Annotated in this window: 20 protein-coding genes; 10 read left to right on the forward strand and 10 right to left on the reverse strand. The window is 64.2% G+C overall.

What is annotated here, in order from left to right; all coding sequences use genetic code 11:
• Positions 1 to 15: 15 nt before the first annotated feature.
• Positions 16 to 627: a TetR/AcrR family transcriptional regulator gene (locus tag QEH68_RS15365; protein WP_280623293.1), complete on the reverse strand. Its 612-nt coding sequence runs from the start codon at positions 625 to 627 to the stop codon at positions 16 to 18.
• 149 nt (positions 628 to 776) lie between these two features.
• On the opposite strand from QEH68_RS15365, the gene QEH68_RS15370 reads away from it, so the two are divergent.
• The 4 genes from QEH68_RS15370 to QEH68_RS15385 are packed head-to-tail and all read left to right on the forward strand — an operon-like array spanning position 777 to position 7,079.
• The gene (locus QEH68_RS15370) at positions 777 to 2,111 is read left to right on the forward strand and encodes an extracellular solute-binding protein (RefSeq protein ID WP_280623294.1); all 1,335 of its coding nucleotides are present in this window, start codon (positions 777 to 779) and stop codon (positions 2,109 to 2,111) included.
• On the forward strand, positions 2,108 to 3,067 hold the full coding sequence (locus QEH68_RS15375; protein ID WP_207594295.1) for a sugar ABC transporter permease: 960 nt from the start codon (positions 2,108 to 2,110) through the stop codon (positions 3,065 to 3,067). The genes QEH68_RS15370 and QEH68_RS15375 overlap by 4 nt, the downstream gene beginning before the upstream one ends.
• Positions 3,064 to 3,978, forward strand: coding sequence for a carbohydrate ABC transporter permease (locus tag QEH68_RS15380; RefSeq protein WP_280623295.1), 915 nt, complete (start codon positions 3,064 to 3,066; stop codon positions 3,976 to 3,978). The genes QEH68_RS15375 and QEH68_RS15380 overlap by 4 nt, the downstream gene beginning before the upstream one ends.
• The gene (locus QEH68_RS15385; RefSeq protein WP_280623296.1) at positions 3,978 to 7,079 is read left to right on the forward strand and encodes a glycoside hydrolase family 2 TIM barrel-domain containing protein; all 3,102 of its coding nucleotides are present in this window, start codon (positions 3,978 to 3,980) and stop codon (positions 7,077 to 7,079) included. The genes QEH68_RS15380 and QEH68_RS15385 overlap by 1 nt, the downstream gene beginning before the upstream one ends.
• A gap of 85 nt (positions 7,080 to 7,164) precedes the next feature.
• Here the strand turns inward: QEH68_RS15385 and QEH68_RS15390 are convergent, their stop codons facing one another.
• Both QEH68_RS15390 and QEH68_RS15395 read right to left on the reverse strand, forming a co-directional pair.
• Positions 7,165 to 8,538: an MFS transporter gene (locus QEH68_RS15390; protein WP_280623297.1), complete on the reverse strand. Its 1,374-nt coding sequence runs from the start codon at positions 8,536 to 8,538 to the stop codon at positions 7,165 to 7,167.
• The gene (locus QEH68_RS15395; protein ID WP_207594299.1) at positions 8,535 to 9,065 is read right to left on the reverse strand and encodes a helix-turn-helix domain-containing protein; all 531 of its coding nucleotides are present in this window, start codon (positions 9,063 to 9,065) and stop codon (positions 8,535 to 8,537) included. The genes QEH68_RS15390 and QEH68_RS15395 overlap by 4 nt, the downstream gene beginning before the upstream one ends.
• 200 nt (positions 9,066 to 9,265) lie before the next feature.
• Here QEH68_RS15395 and QEH68_RS15400 point away from each other — a divergent pair, with 200 nt between their 5' ends.
• Together QEH68_RS15400 and QEH68_RS15405 are read left to right on the forward strand one after the other, a co-directional pair.
• On the forward strand, positions 9,266 to 10,039 hold the full coding sequence (locus tag QEH68_RS15400) for a peptidoglycan-binding protein (protein WP_280623298.1): 774 nt from the start codon (positions 9,266 to 9,268) through the stop codon (positions 10,037 to 10,039).
• 123 nt (positions 10,040 to 10,162) lie between these two features.
• Positions 10,163 to 12,301, forward strand: a complete 2,139-nt coding sequence (locus QEH68_RS15405) for a phospholipase C, phosphocholine-specific (protein ID WP_280623299.1) — start codon at positions 10,163 to 10,165, stop codon at positions 12,299 to 12,301.
• A 31-nt stretch (positions 12,302 to 12,332) separates the two neighbouring features.
• Here the strand turns inward: QEH68_RS15405 and QEH68_RS15410 are convergent, their stop codons facing one another.
• From QEH68_RS15410 to QEH68_RS15425, 4 genes are all read right to left on the reverse strand, one after another.
• A complete protein-coding gene (locus QEH68_RS15410) occupies positions 12,333 to 13,643 on the reverse strand; it encodes a glycosyltransferase 87 family protein (protein ID WP_280623300.1) in 1,311 nt (436 codons plus the stop codon).
• A gap of 4 nt (positions 13,644 to 13,647) precedes the next feature.
• A complete protein-coding gene (locus QEH68_RS15415) occupies positions 13,648 to 14,817 on the reverse strand; it encodes a cystathionine gamma-synthase (RefSeq protein WP_089595868.1) in 1,170 nt (389 codons plus the stop codon).
• A 62-nt stretch (positions 14,818 to 14,879) separates the two neighbouring features.
• Positions 14,880 to 16,265 carry a cystathionine beta-synthase gene (locus QEH68_RS15420; protein ID WP_207594303.1) on the reverse strand — a complete coding sequence of 462 codons (1,386 nt, stop codon included), beginning with the start codon at positions 16,263 to 16,265 and terminating at the stop codon, positions 14,880 to 14,882.
• Between the two features lie 50 nt (positions 16,266 to 16,315).
• Positions 16,316 to 16,708, reverse strand: coding sequence for a VOC family protein (locus QEH68_RS15425; protein ID WP_280623301.1), 393 nt, complete (start codon positions 16,706 to 16,708; stop codon positions 16,316 to 16,318).
• A gap of 130 nt (positions 16,709 to 16,838) precedes the next feature.
• On the opposite strand from QEH68_RS15425, the gene QEH68_RS15430 reads away from it, so the two are divergent.
• From QEH68_RS15430 to QEH68_RS15440, 3 genes are all read left to right on the forward strand, one after another.
• Positions 16,839 to 17,810 (forward strand): 3-methyladenine DNA glycosylase, encoded by a 972-nt coding sequence (locus QEH68_RS15430; protein WP_280623302.1) that lies wholly within the window; start codon positions 16,839 to 16,841, stop codon positions 17,808 to 17,810.
• 103 nt (positions 17,811 to 17,913) lie between these two features.
• Positions 17,914 to 18,882: an ATP-binding cassette domain-containing protein gene (locus QEH68_RS15435; protein WP_089595872.1), complete on the forward strand. Its 969-nt coding sequence runs from the start codon at positions 17,914 to 17,916 to the stop codon at positions 18,880 to 18,882.
• Positions 18,882 to 19,694, forward strand: coding sequence for an ABC transporter permease (locus QEH68_RS15440; protein WP_207594307.1), 813 nt, complete (start codon positions 18,882 to 18,884; stop codon positions 19,692 to 19,694). The genes QEH68_RS15435 and QEH68_RS15440 overlap by 1 nt, the downstream gene beginning before the upstream one ends.
• A 37-nt stretch (positions 19,695 to 19,731) precedes the next feature.
• Here QEH68_RS15440 and QEH68_RS15445 read toward each other — a convergent pair whose 3' ends face one another.
• Positions 19,732 to 21,408, reverse strand: coding sequence for an AMP-binding protein (locus QEH68_RS15445; RefSeq protein ID WP_280623303.1), 1,677 nt, complete (start codon positions 21,406 to 21,408; stop codon positions 19,732 to 19,734).
• Between the two features lie 83 nt (positions 21,409 to 21,491).
• Here QEH68_RS15445 and QEH68_RS15450 point away from each other — a divergent pair, with 83 nt between their 5' ends.
• A complete protein-coding gene (locus QEH68_RS15450; protein ID WP_062073318.1) occupies positions 21,492 to 21,770 on the forward strand; it encodes an antibiotic biosynthesis monooxygenase in 279 nt (92 codons plus the stop codon).
• A 106-nt stretch (positions 21,771 to 21,876) separates the two neighbouring features.
• Here QEH68_RS15450 and QEH68_RS15455 read toward each other — a convergent pair whose 3' ends face one another.
• Both QEH68_RS15455 and QEH68_RS15460 read right to left on the reverse strand, forming a co-directional pair.
• Positions 21,877 to 22,254 carry a thioredoxin domain-containing protein gene (locus QEH68_RS15455; protein ID WP_089595875.1) on the reverse strand — a complete coding sequence of 126 codons (378 nt, stop codon included), beginning with the start codon at positions 22,252 to 22,254 and terminating at the stop codon, positions 21,877 to 21,879.
• 90 nt (positions 22,255 to 22,344) lie between these two features.
• On the reverse strand, positions 22,345 to 24,255 hold the full coding sequence (locus QEH68_RS15460) for a GDSL-type esterase/lipase family protein (protein WP_280623304.1): 1,911 nt from the start codon (positions 24,253 to 24,255) through the stop codon (positions 22,345 to 22,347).
• Between the last annotated feature and the right edge of the window lie 123 nt (positions 24,256 to 24,378).

The raw sequence follows: 24,378 nt of genomic DNA on the forward strand, positions 1-24,378 counted from the left end.
TAAGTCGCAGTTGGGTCAGGGCTCGGGGAGGACCACCAGCGTGAAATAGCCGCGCAGACCCTTCACCACGTCCACCTCGTCGGGGGCCAGCAGCCATTGCGTCTGCAGCCCGTCCCACAGGGCAACCAGGGACATGGCAGCCAACTCAGGGTCCACGCCGGGCCTGAGCCTGCCTTCGGCTGCCAGCTCGGCGAAGCGCAGCGCGTAGCTCTTACGCAGCCGTTCGAAGCGTTCGGTGAAGTACACCCGCCCGGGGTGCGAGTCGGTGACGGATTCCGCACACAGAACGATGTACAGCTCAACCACGCCCGGAATGTTCTCGTTGAAGAGCGCCGTCCGGATGACCGAGTCAACCAGGCCTTCCTCCATGTCGTCCGGAAAGGCGTCGCCGGTGATCTCGTCGCGCCGCTCCAGGACTGCCATCAGGAGATCCCGCTTGGATGGGAAATAGTGCAGCAGGCTGGTTTGGCTCATCCCCACCCGGTCAGCAACATCCTGCAGCGATCCGCCACGGTACCCGTGGGCAGCAAACACCTCGTGGGCAGCATCCAGGATGGTCCGGCGGCGTTCCTCGGATTTCGCGTAGGGGCCCCGCCTCGCTGCGCGGCCCACGTCCTTTGTGGTCATGGCTAGCCAGTGTACATGCGCGTTACAGCCTTCATATGAAATTCGAGTGGCTACTCGAATTTTCTGTTACCGTGGTCACACTTGCCTCGGCGGGACCCACAAATCCCAGAGCGCGGCATCGTCAACCTGACACGAAGAGGTGAAGGCTTATGACCCGATTCACGCGAAGACAACTCCTGGGCGCTGGCCTTGGAACAGCAGCCATGGGCTTGCTGACCGGGTGCGCAACTCCAGGAATGCAGTCCGTTAACGCTGCCCCCACCATTCCCGCCGCAGGAGAGCCCGTCCGGCTGACCTACTGGGCTTGGCTCAAGGACTTCCAAAACGTTGCAGACGTCTGGAATGCTGCCCACCCCACCATCCAAGTGGACGTGGTGTGGATTCCGGGCGGCAACTCCGGCGGGTATCAAAAGCTCTACTCGGCCTTGGCAGCAGGAGGCGGCCCGGACCTGGCACAGGTCGAATTCCGGTCCATCCCGGAGTTCATGCTGGTGAATGGACTGGTGGACCTCTCGCGCTACGGCGCCAACGACCACGCCCACCTGTACGATCCCACCCTGTGGAAGCAGGTCAGTTACACCGGAGGCGTCTACGGCATCCCCCAGGACGCGGGCCCCATGGGCATGTTCTACCAGCCGGCCGTCCTGGACAAAGTGGGGGGCAGCATCCCGAAAACCTGGGACGAATGGGCCGCCCTGGCCGCCGAACTTCGCTCCGTGGACAGCTACCTGGACTGCTTCCCCATCAGCGACGCCTCTCCGTTTGCCTCTTTCGCCGGCCAGGCCGGTGCGCAGTGGCTGCGCCCGGAGGAGGATGGCTGGGTCATCAACATGACCGACGACGCCACGCTGAACACCGCGCGTTTCTTCGACAAAGCGATCGACGACGACCTCGTGACCACAGCGTACGGCTCCTTCTCCCCCGGCTGGTTTGCGGCTGCCGGCCGGGGTGGGATTGCCTCGACCATCACCGGCAGCTGGGGCGATGCCCTGGTTCAGGGTGTCAGCGGTTCCGAAGGAAAGTGGCGCGCCGCAGCGATGCCCACGTGGGGTGACACGGGCTTCGGTTCGAGCTACCTTGGCGGTTCCACGGCCGCAGTCCTTGCCAACAGCAAGCACCCTCAGGAAGCACTCGAGTTCGCGGTGTGGCTGACCACGTCCACAGAGGGTATCGACGCCCAAATCAAACACAGTGGCATCGGCTGGTCACCCAACCCCGATTTCATTGGCACGGCCCGCCAACAGCCGTCGGCGTTCTTCGGCGGCCAGCGATACAACCAGGAAGTCTTCGTCCCGGCCACCGAACAGCAGAACCCGGACTGGTCCTGGTGGCCGGTGACCCAACAGTCCTTCAACATCCTCAGCGACGGTTTCCGCAAGAAGGCCTTCGGGACGTCGCTGGTGGATTCCATCGCCGCTTCGGAGCAGCAGATCATCACCGTTTTCAAGAACAAGGGCCTCACCATCCGGAAGGAAACGGCATGACGACCACCCGCACCGCACCCCCAGTGCGCCGCCCCGCCGCCCCTGGCCGCTCCGTCAAACAGGCCGGCAAGCGGAACGGCGCTGCCGCACGCGCCCCCTGGCTGCTGCTTGCACCCTTCCTTGCCCTCTTTGTCCTCACGTTCCTGCTGCCCATAGTGGTGGCCATCATGTCCAGCTTCACCAAAGTGACCCGCAGCGGACTGTTCGGCGAGGCCGGCGTGAGGAGTGAGTTCGCCGGTTTCAGCAACTACGCCCAGGCCTTGGCCGACGGTAGCTTCGTGGCGTCCATCGGCAGGATGCTGCTGTTCGGCGTCGTCCAGGTGCCCGTCATGATCGTCCTGTGCACGGTGCTGGCGCTCATGCTCGAATCAGCCTCGGCAAAGTGGCCGGGCTTCTTCCGCGCCGCCTACTTCCTGCCCTATGGCGTTCCCGGCGTCATCGCCACCATCCTGTGGTCTTTCCTCTACGTTCCCGGCCTGAGCCCCCTGTTCGACGCCGCGAAGATGGTGGGCCTCACCCCCGATTTCCTTGGCGCCAACAGCGTGCTCTGGTCCATCGCGAACATCGTCACGTGGAGCTACACGGGCTACAACATGTTGATCATCGTGGCGCAGCTCAAAGCCATCCCGGTGGAACTCTATGAAGCAGCCAAGGTAGACGGTGCTTCCACCTGGCGCGTGGCCAGGAGCATCCAACTGCCCCTTATTCGTCCGGCCCTGATGCTCACCACGGTGTTTTCCATCATCGGAACCCTTCAGCTCTTCGCCGAAGCACAGGTCCTTAAGACGGTCGCTCCCGCCATCGACAGCCAATACACGCCCAACCTCAGCGCCTACACCACGGCCTTCGCGTACAACGACTACAACGTCGCCGCAGCCCAGTCGGTCATCATCGCCGTGGCCGCATTCGCCCTTTCCTTCGCCTTCCTCGCACTGACGAACAGGAAGTCCTCATGACCGGCACAGCAACCAAACAACCCACAGCCCCAATCCGCAGCACACCACCCGCGGGCCCGGACCGATCCGCCGGACGACGACGCTCGTCCACCATCATTGTCACCGCCCTCTTGGTGGTGGTTGCCCTGTACTTCCTGATTCCCGTGTACTGGGTTGTCGTGGCCTCCACCAAGTCCACGGCCGATCTCTTCTCCACCAACGGATTCTGGTTCGCCCCGACATTCTCCCTGTGGGAAAACATCGGCCGTGTGCTCAGCTACGACAACGGCATTTTTGGCCGGTGGTTCCTGAACTCCGCGATCTACGCGGGCGTCGGCGCCCTCCTGGCCACGTACTTTGCCGCAGCCGGAGGCTATGCCTTGGCCAAGTACCAGTTCCGTGGCCGGAACCTGGTGTTCGGCACGATCCTGGGCGGTGTACTGGTTCCCGGCACGGCCACCGCCCTGCCGCTCTTCCTGCTGTTCAGCCAGATGGGCCTTGCGAACACCTACTGGAGCGTCCTGCTGCCATCGCTGGTATCCCCCTTCGGCCTGTTCCTTTGCAGGATCTATGCACAGGCCACCGTGGATAGCTCGCTGATTGAGGCCGCCAGGATCGACGGCGCCGGTGAGCTCCGCATCTTCCACACCATTGGGCTGAAGGTGCTGACGCCGGCACTGGTCACCGTGTTCCTGTTCCAGTTGGTAGGCATTTGGAACAACTACTTCCTGCCCCTGGTCATGCTGTCCGACTCGGAGCTCTACCCCATCACGCTCGGCCTCAACAACTGGCTGAGCCAGGTTGACCGTTTGCCCGAATTCTACGAACTGACCACCGGTGGAGTACTGCTCTCCATCATTCCGCTCAGCATCGCCATGGTTGTCCTGCAGCGCTTCTGGCGTGGCGGGCTGACAGAAGGAGCCGTTAAGTAATGACCCCGTCACCCGACGTCAACTACATCACCGATACCGGACCCGGTACCGGCAAGAGAGTCCCGGCCCGGTCCTGGCTCCACACTGACGCCCCCACGCTGTCCCTCAACGGCCAGTGGCGGTTCCGGCTTCTTCCCGGCGCACCCGGCACGCCGTGTGGACGTGGAGTCCTTCCTCCCGATGAGGACATCGAAGCCATTGCCGATGAAGCGTTGGACGACTCCAGCTGGGACACCATCCCGGTTCCGGCCCACTGGGTCTTGGAGGGTGAGGGCCGCTACGGGCGCCCCATCTACACCAACGTCCAGTTCCCCTTCCCTGCCAATGCGCCGCACGTCCCGGATGAGAACCCTACGGGCGACTACCGCCGTACATTCGAACTCCCGGCACACTGGAACTACGCCGGGAGGACAGTGCTGAGGTTCGACGGCGTCGAGTCCCGCTACAAGGTCTGGCTCAACGGGGTCGAAATCGGCGTTGGCACGGGCAGCCGGCTGGCGCAGGAATTTGATGTGACCGAGGCACTCCGCCCGGGACGCAACGTGATTGCTGTCCGAGTCCATCAATGGTCGGCCTCGAGTTATGTGGAGGACCAGGACCAGTGGTGGATGCCCGGCATCTTCCGCGACGTGACGCTCCAGGCCCGCCCGAAGAAGGGCATCGACGACGTCTGGTTGCGGACGTCCTACACCGCCGGCTCGGGCGTTATTGACCCGGAAATCACCGCGGACAACGCCGCCTACCCGGTTCGGCTGTCAGTTCCGGAACTGGACGTCGACGTCGTCTGGGACTCCCCTGCCGACGTCGGCCCGGTGGCGATCACCGACGTCGAACCCTGGTCCGCGGAGGTTCCGCGCCTCTACAACGCCACCGTGGCAAGTGAAGGCGAGACCATATCGCTGCGCCTGGGTTTCCGTACCGTGGAGATCAAGGGTGACCAGTTCCTGGTGAACGGCCGGCGCGTGGTGTTCCACGGAGTCAACCGGCACGAGACGCACCCGGACCGCGGCAGGGTCTTCGATGAGGACTTCGCCCGGTCCGACCTTGCCCTGATGAAGCAGTTCAACGTCAACGCGATCCGGACCAGCCACTACCCGCCACACCCGCGCTTGCTGGACATCGCGGATGAGATGGGTTTCTGGGTGATCCTCGAATGCGATCTGGAGACCCACGGCTTTGAACGGCACGGCTGGGTGGGCAACCCCAGCGACGACCCCGCGTGGCGCGAAGCCTACGTAGACCGGATGGAACGCACGGTGGAGCGGGACAAGAACCACCCCTCAATCGTCATGTGGTCCCTCGGCAACGAATCCGGCACGGGCTCCAACCTGGCGGCAATGTCGGCGTGGACCCATGCCCGGGACAGCGGCCGGCCTGTCCACTACGAAGGCGATTACACCGGCGCTTACACCGACGTCTACTCACGGATGTACTCCTCCGTTCCCGAAACTGAAGCGATTGGCCGTGACGATTCCGGCACGCTCCTGCTGGGTTGCTCCGCGGCGGAGTCCGCCCGGCAGCGGAGCAAGCCGTTCATCCTGTGCGAATACGTGCACGCGATGGGCAACGGTCCGGGAGCGATCGACCAGTATGAGGATCTGGTGGACCGTTTCCCCCGCCTGCATGGCGGCTTCGTCTGGGAATGGCGGGATCACGGCATCCGCACCACGACGGCCGAGGGCACGGAGTTTTTCGCCTATGGTGGCGACTTCGGCGAGGTTGTGCACGACGCCAACTTTGTGATGGACGGCATGGTGCTCTCCGACTCCACGCCCAGCCCTGGCCTCTTCGAGTACAAGCAGATCGTCTCTCCCCTGCGCTTGGGCTTCTCCACGGAAGCGTCCGACGGCGGCACGCGCCGTTACGTCTCCGTCGCCAATTTGCGGCACACGGCGGACGCGTCCGACGTCGTCCTGCGCTGGCGTACCGAAGTGGACGGTGTACTTGTTGATTCCGGAGAGCTCGACGTCGTCACTTCAGCGGGCGGGTCACTCGCCGCCGGCGACACCGCACTGATCGGGCTGCCGGAGTTCACCACCCTTGAGGCCGGAGCCGGCGAGCACTGGCTGACGGCGGAGGTTGTCCTTCGCAAGGACACCTCGTGGGCTGAAGCCGGCCATGTGATCTCTGTGGCGCAGCTCGAACTGACCGAAGCCCGTCCGCGTCTCAGCGCCCCGCGCCCTGCAGCATCCTCCCAACGTGCGGCTGACGTTGCCAACGGAACACTTTCGTTGGGTCCTGCCACCTTTGCCGACGGCCGCTTGGTCTCCCTCGCCGGATTGCCGGTCTCCGGACCGCGGCTGGAGTTATGGCGCGCACCTACGGACAACGACGCCGGTGCGGGCCGTGGCAGCTACGACCACGCCGATCCGTGGCTCAACAACGGCAACGGCACCCCTGCCCCGTCCATGGAAGAGGTGTGGCGGGCTGCAGGCCTGGACCGGCTCACAGCCCGCGTGGAAAAAATCTCTGCCGCCGAATCCGGGGTTGTGGTCCAAACCCGCTACGCCGCTGCAGATGCTGCCCAATGGGTGTCCGTAGAGGAAAACTGGCAGCTCTCCGGTGGCGAACTGTTCCTGCGTGTGGACATCGTCCCAAGCACTGGCTGGGACATCATCTGGCCAAGGGTAGGAGTCCGATTCGACCTGCCCGGGTCCGTGGACCAAGCGTCGTGGTTCGGCGCCGGACCACGGGAATCCTACCCGGACAGCATGCACGCCACGCTGGTGGGACGGTACGGAGCAGGCATCGATGACCTCACGGTGCCGTACGCCAAGCCCCAGGAATCGGGACATCGCAGTGCTATACGCTCGCTTGACCTGCAGCAGGCCGGGCAACCCTGGCTGACGCTCGATGCCGCCCCGGACTCCCGTGGCCGCTTGCCCGGGTTTACTCTCTCCCGGCACACAGCGCAGGAGATCTCAGGAGCTGGTCACCCGCACGAGTTGCCGGCAAGCAAGAGCAGCTTCCTCTACCTCGATGCTGCCCAGCACGGCCTCGGATCCAGGGCGTGCGGGCCGGACGTTTGGCCGGAGTACGCGTTGCGCCCCGAAGCGCGGACGCTGACGTTCCGGATCACTGACGCAGGCCAGCCGAGCTAGACGGAGCGTTGTGGGGCCCGCTCTGCGTCCTTCCCGGTGGGGATGGCACGCAGAGCGGGCCCCACAACCTTCAGGAACCGCAGCGTCAGGCAACCTGCACGGGCTCTTTCTTCACGGCGTCCTTCCGGATGGTGGCACTGATGACCGCAGCCACGGTACACATGGCAGCCGCACCCAGCCATGCATAGTTGTAATGACCTGTGGTGTCCCGGATGAATCCTGCCAGCAGTGCTGCCACTGCGGCTCCGAGCTGGTGGGCAGCAAACACCCAGCCGAAGACCACGGAGCCGTCGGCGCCGAAAACCGAGCGGCAGATGGCTGCGGTGGGAGGCACGGTGGCAACCCAGTCGAGCCCGTAGACCACCACGAAAATGATCATGCTCGGCTCCACGGTCGAACCCAGCAGCAAAGGCAGCACCAGCAACCCGATTCCCCGGAATTGGTAATACACCGCCAGCAGCACCTTGGGGTTGAATCGGTCGGTCAGCCAGCCGGAAGCAATGGTCCCCACAATGTCAAAAATCCCGACGACGGCCAACAAGCCAGCCGCTGTGGTCTCGGGCATGCCGTGATCGTGGGCCGACGGAATGAAGTGCGTGCCGATCAGTCCATTGGTGGTTGCTCCGCAGATCGCGAAGCCCGCCGCCAAGGCCCAAAAGGTGCGGACTTTGCTGGCCCGTTTGAGGACCTGCAAGGCACGGACAGCCGCGTTCGCGGAATCCTTCGTCGCCGTCGTAGTTGCTCCGGCGTCGGCTGTTTGAGGGTCAGCTTCGTGCGCACGAGGCTCCCGCGTCACGGGTTCCTCGGGGCCGTACGGCAGGACCCCGACGTCGGCGGGTGAGTTCCGCAACCAGCGCAGCACCAGCGGCACCACGGCGAGCGCACCGGCGGCGATGAGGAGCGAGGCCCCGCGCCACCCCGGGTTCTGGGCGAGGGCGGCGATGAAGGGGAGGAACACCAGCTGCCCGGCGGCACTCCCGGCGGTCAGTATCCCGATCACCAGTCCACGGCTCTTGGCGAACCAGGTGTTGGCGATGGTGGCCGCGAACACGAGGGCCATGGAGCCTGTGCCGAGGCCGATCAGCACACCCCAGGTCAGCAGGATCTGCCAGGACTGGTTCACGAACACAGTGAGGGCCGACCCCAAACCGATGAGGCACAGCGCCAGCGAGGTTACTTTGCGGATGCCGAAGCGTTCCATGAGCGCTGCCGCGAATGGCGCCGTCAGGCCAAACAGGACCAGGTTGATGCTGACGGCCAGCGACAACACTGTGGTTGACCAGCCGAACTCCTCCTGTAACGGAACCATGAGCACGCCGGGTGCCGCACGGAATCCTGCTGCCCCTACCAACGCCAGGAAGGCCACCGCTGCCACGATCCAGGCGGGGTGGATCCGGCGTCGCCTGCCGGTGGGAGCACCCGCTGGTTTGTCCTGGTCTGTCTTTTCGGGCGGGGTCATGCGGGGATCTCCGTTTCAGGGGATGGGGGCAGGCGGGTTTCCGGCGCGACGGCCAGTGGCAGCGGATGCTCGCTGCGCGTCAAGCTGTGCCAGCTGGTGTTGGCGGCAGTCAGCGCGGTGCCGCAGTGAGTGCAGGTATCGGCTGAGGATGTTGACTGACCGCAGTCGGTGTGGACCACCTTCATGTGGGACACCTCGTTGGGTGCGTCCAGGTTCTTCTCGGCCCATATGATGATGGCGTTCAGGACGGGGAGCGCGTCTTCGCCTCTGGCGGTGAGGACGTATTCCTGCCGGGTGCGCGTGCCGTCGTGATAGGGGCGCCGGTCCAGCAGACCCGACTCAACCAGCCAGCCAAGCCGTTTGCTCAGGACGTTGTCCGCAACCTCCAATCGTTGCTTAATGGCTTCGTACCGGCCGTTGCCGAAGAAGATTTCGCGGAGGACCAGGCTTCCCCAAGGGTCGCCAAGGACATCGAGCCCGCGGGCCAGGCTGCACGTGCGGGCGGACCAGTCGGAGCGAAGAGGCATGGGGACAAAGTAGCTGACTTTTCTCAAGAAAGCTACGGTGTATCGCCTTCGTGTCGCGCAACCAAGTAGTCCACGCCGGAAAGACGAGTATCCGCATCCGGTTCATATCGGCCCGGGAGTTCCTACAATCGAAAGTGTCTGGGGATTCCTGAATATCCGTACCGGCTTTCACAGCGGATCCATTCCCGCTTGGAGTTCCCATGACTCTGCAGGGCGAGCCACAACCGTACACAACGCCGCCGACGGGCACACTGCTCCGGTTCAATCGGGCAGGGCCGCGCAGTACCGTCAAGGCCTTGGTGCTGGCCGGCGCCATGATTGCAGCCATCGCCATGACGCCGCCGCTCTCCGGTCAAAGCGCTGCTCCGGCAACGCGCCCGGGATCCTCCATGGCTCTCGAGGCAGCATCGTTTGAGCGGCAAGTCGCCCCCGCCGTCGTGAGCCCACCGGCGGAACGTGCCACGCCCAAGGAAGCACATCCTGCCCCGGCACCTCCACCACCCGCCGCGCCCCCTGCTCCCGCACCCGCGCCCCCTGCTCCCGTACCCGAGCCACCCGCCGCACCCGAGCCACCCGCCGTCGTGATTCCACCAACGGAATATGTCCCACCCGTCAGCGAACCGGTCCCGGCACCCGCCAAGCTGGCCGCCCGGACCATCTACATTGCCGGATCGGGCGGCCAGGAGCTGGTGGACGCGTGCATCGGCCCGGTCCACTACACCCCGACCGATGCCTTCGCGGTGTTCATCACCGAGCACGACTACTGCGGCGGATGGGACCGGTTCTCCGGCATCGGCGTGGGCCAAACGGTCACATTGGCCGGTTATGGAACCTATACGGCGCACGCGCGTGGACAGGTCCCACTGGGCGGGACAACCAGTGACGTCTCAGCAGTTTTCGGCGGCTTTCCCAAGGCTGTGTTGCAGACCTGCATCCCGGGAACCAACCAGATGCTGGTGATCGCCCTCAACTAGGGGCTGGGCGGCTGCCGTGTGATCTGCGCGACACACCCCGCCGGTTTGCCCCTGTTTCACCCGAGGTTCATCCAGGCTGCTTAGGCTTACCCGGTCATCTCTGACCACGAAAGGCACTCCTGAATGTCCTCGAACTCCCCTGAAATGGTTAATCGTTCAACCGAAGCGCAAGGATTCTCCCGCCGCGGCTTCCTCGGCACGGCAGCTGCAGCGACGGCGCTGGCAGCCACGGGATCCCTGCTGCCACCCTCGGTGCAGGCCGCCATGGCCAAGCCGGTCCCGCCGGGAAACCTGCAGTCCATCAAGCACGTGATCGTGTTGATGCAGGAGAACCGCTCCTTTGACCACTACTTCGGCTCGCTGCGCGGCGTCCGTGGCTATGGGGATAAATCCATAGCCCGACTGCGCAGCGGCACGTCGATGTTCGAGCAGCCACGCGCAACCGGCGAAACCGTCCTCCCCTTCTCTTTGCGCAAGGCCGCTGAACTGGCAGGCAGGCCCGGCTCCGACATCCAGTACCTGGGCGACCTCGACCACTCCTTCGCCGGCACCACCACGGCGTGGAACAACGGCTGGTGCGACAAGTGGATTCCGGCCAAGAGTGCCTCCACCATGACGTTCTACGAGCGTGCGGACATCCCGCTGCAGTACGAGCTCGCGGACACCTTCACCATCTGCGACGCCTACCACTGCTCCGTCAACGGCTCCACGAACCCCAACCGCAACTACCTGTGGAGCGGCACAACAGGCACCGAGCCGGGCAGCACCGCGCGTGCGGTGACGAACGCCGCCTACGGTTATGCCCACGGTGGTTACGACTGGACCACGTACCCCGAGCGTCTGGAACAGTCCGGCGTCTCGTGGAAGATCTACCAGGACTGGGACAACTTTACGGACAACGCCGTGGAGTACTTCCAGACCTTCAAGGCGATCGGCCGGAAGATGCTCAGCTCCGTGGAAGGCAACCTGCGCACCACCGAGGAGTTCTACGACAAGCTGGCAGGCAAGTCTGCCGCCGAACAGGACCGCCTTCTCGCCCAGCTGGAGCAGGGCCGCGCAGCTCTCACAGAGGCTGAAAGGTCGCTCTTCGACAAGGCCATGTGGCGCGGGCGTCCCGATACTCTCCTGGAACGCCTCAGTGCAGACATCACCGGAGGAACATTGCCGCAGGTCAGCTGGCTGGTTCCGTCGGCCGCCGATTCCGAACACCCGGGAGCATCCACTCCTGTAGGCAGCGCCAACTTCGTTTACCGCCTCCTGGACACCGTGGCCAGCAACCCTGACACGTGGGACAGCACCGCGATCTTCCTGAACTTCGACGAGAACGACGGCTACTTCGACCACGTCCCGCCTCCTGTCCAGCCACGCCCGGCGTCAGGCGAATCCACTGAATGGACCACAGCGAGGCCCATCGGACTTGGCCCCCGCGTGCCCATGACCGTCGTCTCACCCTGGACCGTGGGCGGTTACGTCAGCTCCGAGGTCTTCGATCACACCTCGGTGCTCCGCTTCCTGGAGCGCTGGACGGGTGTGGAGGAGCCGAACATCTCGCCGTGGCGCCGCGAGGTCTGCGGCGACCTGACCGGCGTCTTCAACTTCGCCAGCCCGGGCACGCCGCCCGCCCTTGAGCACCCGGGCGCGGTACCTGCCAAAATCAGCCGCTGGCGCCCGAATCCTCCGACGGTCCAGATAGCGCCCCTCCAGGAAACCGGAACCCGCCCTGCCCGGCCACTTCCTTACCGGCCGAAGGTTTCGGCAGCGGTCCAGTCCGGAAAGGTCACCCTGGCACTGGGCAACAGCGGCTCCCGTTCCACGCACTTCACTGTCTACGGCTATGCAGGCGAGGTCACGGAGCCGAGGCACATCGACGTCCTCGGCACCCAGAACCTCGAGCTCCCCGTGACCGCCGGCACCTTTGATGTCATCGTCACCGGCCCCAACCGCTACCAATACGAACTGAAAGGCACGACGGCGGGCGCGGCGTCCGGCGTCGACGTCGCGTTGGCTGGCCGCCGCGGCAAGAAAGCGGTGGAACTGGAGCTGCGCAACAACGGCACCGCGACCGTGACCTTGGCGCTGGAATCACTGCAGTACACCGAAAACGCCGACACCGTGAAGCTCAAGCCGGGGCACACGAAGAAGATCGGCTGGGAAACACTGGGAGGTTGGTACGACATCCAGGTGACGTCAGCTGACGATGCGACGTTCCGGCGACGCCTGACCGGCCGTGAGGAAGACGGCCAGGAAGGCATTTCGGGCTAGGTCCGGCCAGCGGATCCCGCGCCCGTGCGCCTCACTCGCCGTTGAGCGGTGAGGAAAGCGAACGCGCGCGGGATTCGAGGGCACCCGTCCGGGATGGACGGTACGCCAGGGCCCAATACACAAGCATGGCAATGGCACACACCACGCCCAGGCTGGAAATGATGAGCTGCCATTGGGTCTGCGGGTCCTTGCCCCACTCGGCCGCCCCAGCCCAGACGGCCAGGTTCTTGGGCGTCATGTAGAAAGCGATGGTGGAGCACACCACGATGACCCAGCCCGCCGTGCGCATCCGTCCGCTGCGGGAAGGAACCCGGTGCATCGCAAAAGCCATGCTGGGCAGGGCCACTGCAACCCACACCCAGTGGTGGGACCACGACACCGGGCTGATCAGCAGCATCAGGATGGCTGTGGCCGATACTGCGATGAAATTCTCGTCAGCGTCCAGGGCCCATTTGATGATGAGTCCAGCCAACACCACCGTGGCCAAGGAGAGGACCAGCCACACCACGTTGGTGATGGATGAATCCGGCATGCCGAAGTGCAGCAGCATCCCCTTCAGGGAGAGGTTGTCCACATACGCCGGTCCACCGATCCGGCCGGTGTCCGGCAGGATCCTGGTCCAGAAGGCAAGCGACGCCTGTGGCAAAACAGCCCAGGCCAGTGCGATCGAGCCGAAGAAGCCCACGGCCATCCACGCCAGGGCCTTGAAGTCACGGCGCACCAGGAAGTACAGGCCGAAGGCGAGCGGAGTGAGCTTCACTCCCGCGGCCATGCCGATCAGCAGGCCGGCGGGCCAGCGGAGGGCACCGGCCCTGGCCTTGGTGTAGAGCAGGAAATCAACCAGGATCACCCCCATCAGGATGATGTTGATCTGCCCGAAAACGAACGTGTCACGCCACGGTCCCAGGAGGAGGATGGCTCCCGTACCCACCAGGGCCGTGGTCCTGAAGCGGTAGTCTGCGAACGCTGCCCGCCACATCGACAGGCCGAAGTAGTGCCTTGCAAGCCAGGCAGCCACCACGGCGGCACCCACCAGCGCAGCAAGGATGAAGACCATGCTGCCCGCGAAGAAGCCCATGGCCGCCAACCCGGTAAAGAGCAGCGCAGCGAAGGGCGGATACGTGAACGGCAAGCCTTCCCGCACCGCGTAGAGGTCGCCACCCTCGAGGACCTTGCCCCCGCCGTAGTAGTAGACCTCGAAGTCGTTGAGGAACGGTTCGTAGTCCGTATACAGGAACCACACGGCGACCATGAGGGTCAGCGCGCCGGCCACCGTGAGGATCCAGCCGCGTTTGGTGGTGGAAACCACTGGTTGTGAAACCGGGTGTGAAGGAGAAGCCACAGTGTCAGCCGTTACTGATCTTGGCAAAGGCCTGCTCAAGGTCGGCGATCAGGTCCTCGGCTTCCTCGATCCCGCAGGAAAGGCGCAGGAGGTTGACCGGAACCGCCAGTTCGGTGCCCTTCACGGAGGCGTGGGTCATTTCCGACGGATAGTTCATCAGGGACTCGATGCCACCCAGGGATTCCGCCAGCGTGAACACCGAGGTGGATTCGGCGACGGTGCGTGCCGCTGCCTCGCCACCCTTGAACTGAACGGAGACCATGCCGCCGAACTTCTTCATCTGCTTCGCTGCAAGCTCGTGTCCGGGGTGGTCAGGGAGGCCGGGGTAGAGCACCGCTTCCACCTCGGGACGCTGCAGCAGCCACTCAGCCACTGCCTGTCCGTTGTCACTGTGACGGTCCATGCGAACGCCCAGTGTCTTCAGTCCGCGGGTTGTGAGGAAAGCATCCATGGGACCGGAAACCGCACCGACCGCGAACTGGATGAAGCCGATCTTCTCTGCCAACTCATCGTCCTTGACCACAATCGCGCCACCCACGACGTCGGAGTGGCCGCCGATGTACTTGGTGGTGGAGTGGACCACCACGTCAGCACCCAGGGCAAGCGGGGTCTGCAAGTAGGGAGACGCGAAGGTGTTGTCCACCACCAGGAGGGCACCGGCGTCGTGCGCTACGGCGGCGAGGGCTTCAATGTCGGTGATCTTCATCATCGGGTTGGATGGCGTCTCCACCCAGACGATCCTGGTGTTGTTCGCTGCGACAGCTGCTGCCACGGCGTCGAGGTCCGACATGTCCACGGGGGTGTTGCCAATGCCCCAGTCGCCCAAGACGCGGTTGATCAGGCGGTAGGTGCCGCCGTAAGCGTCGTTACCCAGGACGATGTGGTCACCGGGGCGGGCGATCGCACGGATCAATGAGTCCTCGGCAGCCAGGCCCGAGCCGAAGGAAAACGCTGCGGTACCCCCTTCGAGGGCGGCCAACTGCTCCTGCAGGGCGTCGCGGGTCGGGTTGCCGCCGCGTCCGTACTCGTACCCGGACCGCAGGTTGCCGATGCCGTCCTGGGCATAGGTGGAGCTGAAGTGCAGCGGCGGCACCACAGCACCGGTCCGGGGTTCGAAGGCCTGTCCGGCGTGGACGGCGCGGGTGTTGAACCCGGCGTTGTTGGTGGCAGACATGGAAGCTCCTCTTGGGTCGTTGGACGATTGGATGGGCGCCGGGGTTGGACCGGCGCCGGCGCCTAGTTGCTCAGGTACGCCAGAAGGTCGTGGCGCGTCAGGATACCTACCGGGGCGCCTGCGAAGGTCACCATGACGGTATCGACGTCGGACAGCAGCTCACGCGCGGCTGAAATGGTCTCCAGTGAGCCGATAACGGGCAGCCGTTCCCCCATGTGTTCGGAGATCTTGTCCGACAGCTTCGCTTCGCCACGGAACAGTTTGCTGGTGAGGCTTCGCTCGTCCACAGCTCCCACGACCTCGCCCATGACTACGGGTGGTTCCTGTGAGAGGACCGGGATGTGGGAGACACCGAATTCGTTCATGATGTTGATGACATCGCGGACGGTCTCGTTGGGGTGGATGTGGACCAGGTCCGGCATTTCGCCCGTCTTGGACTTGAGGACCTCCCCCACGGAGGACTCTTCGCCGCCGGAGAGGAAGCCGTAAGAGCGCATCCACTGGTCGTTGAAGATCTTGGCCAGATAGCCGCGGCCGGAATCCGGGAGGATGACCACCACGACAGCTGACTCATCCAGGTCCTTGGCAGCCTGCAGTGCAGCCACCACGGCCATACCGGACGAGCCGCCCACCAGGAGGCCCTCTTCGCGGGCAAGGCGGCGGGTCATGGAGAAAGAGTCGGCATCGGAGACTGCAAGGACGGCATCCGGAACGGAGGGATCGTAGTTTCCGGGCCACATGTCCTCGCCTACGCCCTCCACGAAGTAGGGCCGGCCGGTGCCGCCTGAGTACACCGAACCTTCCGGGTCCGCGCCGATGATCTTGACCTGGCCGCCGTCGGACTCTGCACGGTCCGCGGAGACTTCCTTGAGGAAGCGGCCTGTGCCGGTGATGGTGCCGCCTGTTCCGGCGCCGATGACCACGTGCGTGACCCGGCCGTCGGTGTCCTGCCAGATTTCCGGGCCAGTGGACTCGTAATGGCTGCCGGGGGCGGCGGGGTTGGAGAACTGGTCCGGCTTGAAGGCGCCAGGGATCTCGCTGACGAGGCGGTCGGAAACGCCGTAATAACTTTGCGGGCTGTCAGGGGCCACGGACGTGGGCGTGACAACTACTTCGGCGCCGTACGCCTGCAGGACGGCACGCTTGTCCTCGCCCACCTTGTCCGGCACAACGAAGATGCACTTGTAGCCCTTTTGCTGGGCTACAAGTGCCAATCCCACCCCGGTGTTGCCCGACGTCGGCTCTACGATGGTTCCGCCCGGTTGGAGCCGGCCGTCTTTTTCCGCATCCTCGATCATCTTCACGGCGATCCGGTCTTTGATGGATCCGCCGGGATTAACGTATTCGAGCTTCACCAGGACGGTGGCTTTGATGCCCTCGGTGACGTGGTTGAGCTTGATGAGCGGGGTATTGCCGATGAGGTCCAACACGGACTGGGCGTACTTCATAGGTACAAAGTTACCGCCTGCCAGGTGCCGGGCTTGCTTCGGCCCCCTGGCTACGTGCCGGCGGAGGTGTCGGTCTGCCACACACCCAGGACGTTGCCCTCAGTGTCCTTGAAGTAGGCATACCAGCCCATGGTGGGGACGGCGTCCTTGGCCTGGACCACGCTGCCACCAGCAGACTCCACCTGAGCCAGCGCTGCATCAATGTTGTCCACGTCGATGGTGAGCACAGGTGTCTTCAGCGCGTCCGTCCGCGGGAACAGTGCCCCGTTGATGGCTCCGGGCTCCTTCGGCGTACCGGTCTGTTCGTCGGAGGGTGCCGTGATGGCTATGGTGTAGTCCATCCCTTGCATAGGGCTGAGGTTCCAGCCGAAGGCGCTTTGATAGAAGGTGTTGGCACGGTCTTTGTCGTCCGTGGGAATCTCGAAATGCACTATTGCGGCCACGATTCGCGCTCCTTGTACCTGGGATGTGGCGCGGCCCACCCACGCCACATCAGGGAGTCTAGACCCGGGCGGCCGCCGTCGTAAGGGGTCCAGCCAGATGATTGTCAGCCGGACGTGGGACCATGAAAACATGACCATCGCAGACGCCCCGCCCGTTGTTGCGGCCGCGGCAGACGCAGCCGTGAGGTGGCATCCGGGCGGTGCCTTCCGTCTGGACCAGACCATGTTTCCGCTGATGCGCGGCAACGCTGATCCGTCTTTCGCCTCCCACGCCAACGGTTTCTGGATGGCCTTCACCGCAGCGTCGGGCCCGGTCACTATGAGGCTTTCCGCAGGCGGGGTGGGCCCTGACACGTTTGTGGACGCCCAGGCTTGGGGACCCGGTGCCCGGGACGCCATCGCTGGAGTGCCGCGCTTGCTGGGCGCCCATGATGATTGGTCCGCCTTCGACGAGCCCGCTTTCCATGCCACGCTCCCACGGCTTGTCACAGAAGCACGACGCCGGAACCTGGCTCTGCGGCTGCCCTCCACCGGGCGGGTGGTTGACTCCCTGGTGCCCACCATTTTGGAGCAAAAGGTCACCACCTTGGAGGCACGTCGCGGGTACCGGTACTTGATGTATCGCTACGGAACATCTGCCCCGGGCAGTGCCCCCGCAGGGCTGCTGGTTCCTCCCACCGCCGGGGAATGGCTGGCCATCCCGTCGTGGGAGTGGCACAAAGCCGGGGTTGGACCACAGCGCTCGGCGACGGTGATGCGGGCGCTGCAGTCCGCCGCAGCGCTTGAACGGCTGGCAGGCCTGGACTCAGCGCAGGCGAGCGCCAGGATGCAAACCATCCCTGGGATCGGCATCTGGACCGCATCCGAGGTGGTCCAACGGACGCATGGCTGCCCCGACTCGATTTCCGTGGGGGACTACCACCTGGCCTCGTACGTGGGCTACGCACTGACGGGCCAAAAGACGGATGACGCCGGCATGCTGGAATTGCTCGAACCGTGGCGCGGGCAGAGGCAGCGGCTGGTCAGAATGCTCTATTTGAGTGGCTTCCGCAAACCCACTTTCGGTCCGCGGATGACCGTTCAGGATCATCGCCGGCACTGACTTTTCATTGCGGACGGGAGCTGTCCGCAGAGCCGTGGACTGGCCGAAGGCACGGGTATAGCGTGGCGTCTACGAGCCATCACCAGCCCTCCCTGGAGCCACCGTGATCCACACGAAAAAACTCACCAAAACGTTCACCGTGAAAAAGGAAACCGTAGAGGCCGTCAAGGGCGTGGACATTGATGTGGGTCCCGGCGAACTGGTCGCTTTCCTTGGCCCCAACGGAGCCGGTAAATCCACCACGCTGCGCATGCTCACCACCCTGCTGAAGCCCACTTCCGGGTCAGCCACCGTGGCCGGCGTAGACGTCGCCAAGGACCCCGCAGGCGTTCGGGCGCGGATCGGCTACATCGGCCAGGGCAACGGCGGCGGCCACAGCTACCGCGTGATCGACGAACTCATTATGCAGGGCCGCTTCTACGGTATGAACACCACCGATGCCAAGGCCCGCGCCGAAACCCTCATGGCCTCCCTGGACTTGGCCGACCTCGCCAAACGAACAGTCATCAAGCTCTCGGGCGGACAACGCCGCCGCATGGACGTGGCGTTGGGATTGATGCACTCCCCCGGGTTGCTGTTCCTCGATGAGCCGTCCACCGGGATGGACCCACAAAACCGAGCCAATCTGTGGGAGCACATCATGCGGATGCGCGAGGAACACGGGACCACCATCGTGCTCACCACGCATTACATGGACGAGGCCGATTCGATGTCCGAGCGCGTGATCGTGATCGACCACGGCACCATCATCGCGGACGATACCGCATCCCGGCTCAAGGCGAACCTGGCCGGAGACCTGATGGCCGTGGAAGTTGCGGCCGGTTCCGCGTCAGAAGTCCGCGGCCTGTTGGGCCGGGCCGCCGCCGAGGGCGACATCCAGGAAAATGCGTACGACGGCGTGGTCCGTTTCCGTCTTCGGCTGGCCCACGGTTCCCGGCTGGCGCCCGGGTTGTTGAAGGACATGCACGACGCCGGCGCTCCCGCCCAGTCGCTGGAATTGAAACCACCGACGCTGGACGACGTTTTTCTGGAACTCACTGGCCGCAGCCTGCGGGAAGGAGCTGAAGTCTGATGATTGAACAAGCCGTGGCGCCGGGAGTTGCCGTGCAAAAGCGAGGTGCCGGAAGCATTGTGACGGACACCTGGTTCGTGTTCTGGCGGGAGATGCTATTGCCCCTGCGGGATCCGTTTTCGTTGATTTTTTCCCTTATCCAACCGCTGGTGTTCCTGGGTCTCTTCGGTCCGCTCCTGGGTGCGGCGGTGGGCGCTCCGGCTTTCGGCGGCCAGTCCACCCTCCAGTGGTTCCTGCCGGGCGTGGTGGTGATGATCGCCTTGTTCGGTACATCCATGACCGGGTCCAACCTGCAGTATGAGCTGATGACCGGCTCTTATGAGCGGATCCTGGCCACGCCATTGTCCCGGTCCTCGCTCATGATTGGCCGGGCCCTGAAGGAGTGGGCCCCCTTGGTGGTGCAGGGCTTGCTGATCTCCGTGGTGTGCATCCCGTTCGGCTTCGTGTTCCACCCCATGCACGTCCTGCTGGGGCTGGTGATCCTGGGCATTTTCGGCATCGGACTCGGCGCGTTGTCCTACGCTTTGGCTTTGGTTTCGCAGAACAAGGAATGGATCTTCTGGGGCGTCCAGCAAACCCTGCTCTTCCCGCTCATGATCCTGTCCGGGATCATGTTGCCCATCGAGGCGGGCCCGGGGTGGATGAAGGTGGCCAGCCTGTTCAACCCCTTGACCTACCTCGTCAATGCCGAACGCGAACTCTTCTCCGGGACCATTGGGATGGACACGTTCTGGGGCCTCGTAGCCGCTGTGGCAACTGCCGGCGTCGGACTTGCCGTGGGAATCCGGACCATCAGTCGGAACACCAACTAGGTGTACTTCCGCCCATGGGCGGAAGCGTCAGCGCCTTTTACAGCTGCAGGCGGTTCACTGCTTCCTGCCGCATGTCCACCTTCCGAACTTTGCCGGAAACCGTCATGGGGAAGCTGTCGCGTACATCCACATAGCGGGGAATCTTGTAGTGCGCCAGCTTCCCACGGCAGTACTCGGCCAAGTCCCCGGCAGTCAGGGCCGCAGCCCCGGGTTTGAGGATGATGCACGCCATGAGTTCCTCACCGTATTTGTCATCCGGAACGCCGATCACCTGCACGTCCTGGATGGAGGGATGCAAGTACAGGAATTCCTCGATTTCACGCGGGTAGATGTTCTCGCCACCGCGGATCACCATGTCCTTGATGCGGCCTTCGATCACCACGTACCCCTCTTCATCCATGCGGGCGAGGTCGCCTGTGTGCATCCATCCTTCGGCGTCGATCGCTTCCGCAGTTTTGTCCGGCTGACCCCAATAGCCGCTCATGACCGCATAGCCCCGGGTGCACAGCTCACCGATCACGCCCCGCTCGACCACCTCTGCCGAGCCGGCGTCCACAATGCGGCTCTCCAGGTGCGGCATGGTCCGGCCCACCGTGCTGGTCCGGTGTTCGAGGGTGTCCCCGGCGCGGGTCATGGTGGACACAGGCGAGGTCTCAGTCATGCCGTAGCAAATGGCAACATCCACCATGTGCATCTCGTCGATGACCCTGCGCATCACTTCCATGGGACACAGCGAGCCGGCCATCACGCCGGTCCGCAGCGTCGAGAGATCGTAGGAGCCAAAGTCCTCCAAAGCCAGTTCCGCAATGAACATGGTGGGCACCCCGTACAGGGACGTCCCGCTGAAGTCCTGCACCGCTTCCAACGCCGCCGACGGATTGAATCCGCGGCTGGGGATGATGGTGGCCGCACCAAAGCTGAGGGCATTCAGGTTCCCGATCACCATGCCGAAGCAGTGGTAGAACGGCACCGGAATCACCACGCGGTCGCGTTCGGAGTAGTTCAGGAGCCGGCCGATGGAGTGTCCGTTGTTGAGGATGTTGTGGTGCGTCAGCGTCGCGCCCTTGGGAAAGCCCGTGGTGCCCGAGGTGTACTGCAGGTTGATGGCGTCGTGTGGGTCAAGTTCGGCCATCCGGTCCTGAACCGCGGAAGGCCCGACGCCGTCAGCCCGGGCCAGGAGTTGGGCGTACGTCAGTTCGTGGTTGGCTTCCGGTTCGCCCCCGGCCAACTCCTGCAAAGGGTTTCCCGGGAGGAAGACGATCTCCCGGAGTCCCGGACAGCTTCCGGCCGCATTCCTGGCCATGCCCACATAGTCGCTGTTCTTGTCCGAAGGCGCAGCCACCAGCATCCGCATGCCGTTCTGCTGCACCACGAACTCCAGTTCGTGGCTCCTGTAAGCGGGGTTGACGTTGACCAGCACCGCACCGATCTTGGCCGTTGCGTACTGCAGGATGGTCCACTCGGCGCAGTTGGGGCTCCAGATACCGATCCGTTCGCCCTTGGCCACACCCAGAGCGAGCAGTGCGCGGGCGAGGCGATTGACGTCGTCGTTCAGTTTTTCATAGCTCCAGCGGCGGGCCTCCCCGCCCGGCATCGCGGCCGCTTCAATCAGGGCGTCCCGCAAGGGGTATTGTGCGGCGATGCGCTCAAAATTGGCGCCGATGGTCTCTTCGAGCAGCGGGACGTCAGTGTCTCCGGCAGTGTAGGACAACATGACGGAACGCTACCAAGGGACGGGGCGCAACAGAACCGTAACCACCTCCAAGGGGGCCGTGTCCTGCCGGTAGGGTTGGATCCATGAGTGCACCCATTGACCTGCAGGCCACGTTCATCCCCAACGACGGCGAATTCTTCCGCGTGAAGCTCGCCTTGGAAATCGCCATCGACGAGGTCGTGAACGAGCCCGGCTGCATCCGCTATGAACTGACCGAGGCCACCGAGGAAAAGCTCGTCCTCACGGAGCGCTGGGAATCCGAGGAACTCCTCGAGAAGCACTCCAAGGGCATCGCTGTCCAGGACCTGAACGAGTCCCTCAGCGCCTTGCTGGCTGAGCCCGTCAAGCTCGAACGGCTCTGATCGCCGCAATACAGCGAAAACGCCTTAAAGCCTCGAGGTCGCCGGAAATTTCCGGCGACCTCGTTGCGTTTCCAGCGGTTTCAGTGTTCCAAACCGCCGCTCGTTCTTAGTTTTCCTGCGCCTCGGCACGCGCCTTGGCAACGTGGGCGTGGACCTCTTCCATGTCCAGGCCCTTCACGGCTTCAATGACCTGCTCAAGCTGCTGGCCGTTGAGGGCACCGGGCTGCGAGAAGACCAGGACCTTCTCGCGGAAAGCCATGAGTGTGGGGATGGACGTGATTCCCGCTTCGGCGGCCAGTTGCTGTTCGGCCTCGGTGTCCACCTTCGCGAAAACGACGTCGGCGTGCTTGTCCGAAGCTGCCCCGTACGTGGGCGCGAACTGGCGGCACGGGCCGCACCATGCAGCCCAGAAATCCACCAGGACAATGTCGTTGTCCTCGATGGTCGATGCGAACTGTTCTCCAGTGATGTCAACTGTAGCCATGGTTCCACGGTACGCGACCCTGCCCGCTAAGTCCCGTGGAGGGGCGCCCTGTTCGCTTCCCGCGTTACCGGGAATAAAGCACGGTTTCCCTTACTTGCCCAACACGTGCTTCAGCGCGGACGCATACAGCGGCGCCACCTTGTTGTGGCCGGTCTGGTTCATGTGGGTGTCGTCGAGGTAGTCGCCGGCCGCTCCCGCAATGGTCGCCGTACCGGCCATGGAAATCCGCGGCCAACCGCGAAGTGCAGCTTCGCGGGTCACGAGGCCATCCACCCACCGGCGCTGGACGTGGTTGGAGTCGTACCGTGACAGCACGCCGTTGACCAGTATGGTGCTGCGGGGGTACTTGCGCCGGAGCTCGTCCCATAGCCGGTTGGCTTGGGACAGGATGGCTGCATCCGTGGCGCCGATCCTGGCGTCGTTGCCGCCCAAAGTTACCACTACCAGCCCGGGGCTGCCCTGCGGCAGGAGGATCCGGTCCTGCGCCAGCGCATCAGTCGCTGAGCCACCCCCGACGGCGGGACTTCCGGAAACGTAGCCGAGCCCGCCAATGCTGCGGACCACCTGGCGTGGGTACCCTGCGCCGCGGGCACCCTGCTCGCCCCAGGAATCCAGGTCCAGTTGGGAGTCACCCAGGAAAACCACAGTGGATGCGTCAACGGCCTCGGCCGAATAGAGCTCTTCCGTGGCGTCGCTCCAGATGGTTTCCAGCTTCTGGAAGGCCACATGGGTTCCGCGTCCGTCCATCCAGGTGTCGCGGACGGGCCAGCCGAACTCACCCGGGTTGGCGGACCACACTTTATAGGTGGGGTGTCCAACGATACGCGCCCCGGTGGACGGCCCCCACACCAGCCAGCCGTTGACGAACTGTTGCACGAGTCCGCCGGCACGCGGAAGCTTGTCCGTGAGAGGAAGCCCCAACTGTCCGGCCGCTCCGCCCAGCGAGTTGTATCGGTTGTGGACATCGCCGTGGGTGGTGGAATGCGCCCCCGTCGCCGCGGACCAGTAGACCGTGCCGCCCTGGAAGAGTTGGTAGACAAAGGTGTTTTGCCGGACTTCCTCACCGACCGGATATCCGAGGGCGCCATTTTGGCCTCCCGTGGAGGACCAGTAGCTCCGGATGGCACCGGTCAATGCGCGGGCACCGGTGGCTGGTGACCAGATGATTGTTCCGCGCTGGTACTGCTGGGAGGAGCCGCCATTCTTCAGGCCCAGGGCTTCATCCGTGGCGGGGTACCCCAGCTCGCCTTCTTCCATGCCGGCTTTCCGCCATCGTTCACGGATGGCCCCCATGGACGGGTGTGCCCCGGTGGCCGGCGACCACACCACAAAGCCTCGTTCGAAAGCCTGCCAAGCGCCGCCGTCGCGCAGTCCCGTACTTTCCCCGGTAACCGGATAGCCCAGGTAACCGGCTTCAAAGCCGGCACGTCCCCAGGCCAGATGGATGGATCCGCTGGTCCGCTGCGCACCCGTTCCCGGCGAGTACGTGATGGCGCCACGTTCATAGGTCTGCTTGGACCCTCCGTTGCGCAGCCCAGTGGTGGTGTCTGTCTTTGGATAGCCGTGAAATCCGGAAGGGCCGCCCGCAGCCCACCACGATGTACGGACCGGTCCGTTGACCACCACGCGCGCCCCGGTACGCGCGGACCAGGCGATGTCACCGCCGGCAAACCGTTGCACGCAACCGCTGGTGCTCCCGCTGCCGGAGCATTCCTCGGTACTGGTGGGGCGGAGCAGCACGCTTCGTGCCCACGCGCTGGTGTTGTACAGGTTGCCGATCGCACCAGTAAGGGGCGGCGTCGAGGTCTCCGCCGGAACAGCCAGCGGGACTGAGGCTTGGACGGAAGTGCTGAGGGCGGGAGCGGCTTGCGCGGGAAGTGCCGCACCCAGCGCACCAGGAAGCAGCAGCCCCATGGCTACCGCGCCCAGAAACCAACCCCGCGCCGGCCCCACGGCCGTCTTGTTAAAGCCCACTTCGCCAACCCCCACCTGCTGCCCCATCAATAACACTGAGGCAAGTATCTGCGACGCCGGCACACTCAACACCGGCGACCCAACCAATGGTGTCACATCGTTATGACCCTGCCACTTGATGGACATTGAACAGGTGTTTAGTGTTTGAAA

Origin of the sequence: Paenarthrobacter sp. OM7, assembly GCF_029873575.1 — a bacterium.
Classification (GTDB): Bacteria; Actinomycetota; Actinomycetes; order Actinomycetales; family Micrococcaceae; genus Arthrobacter.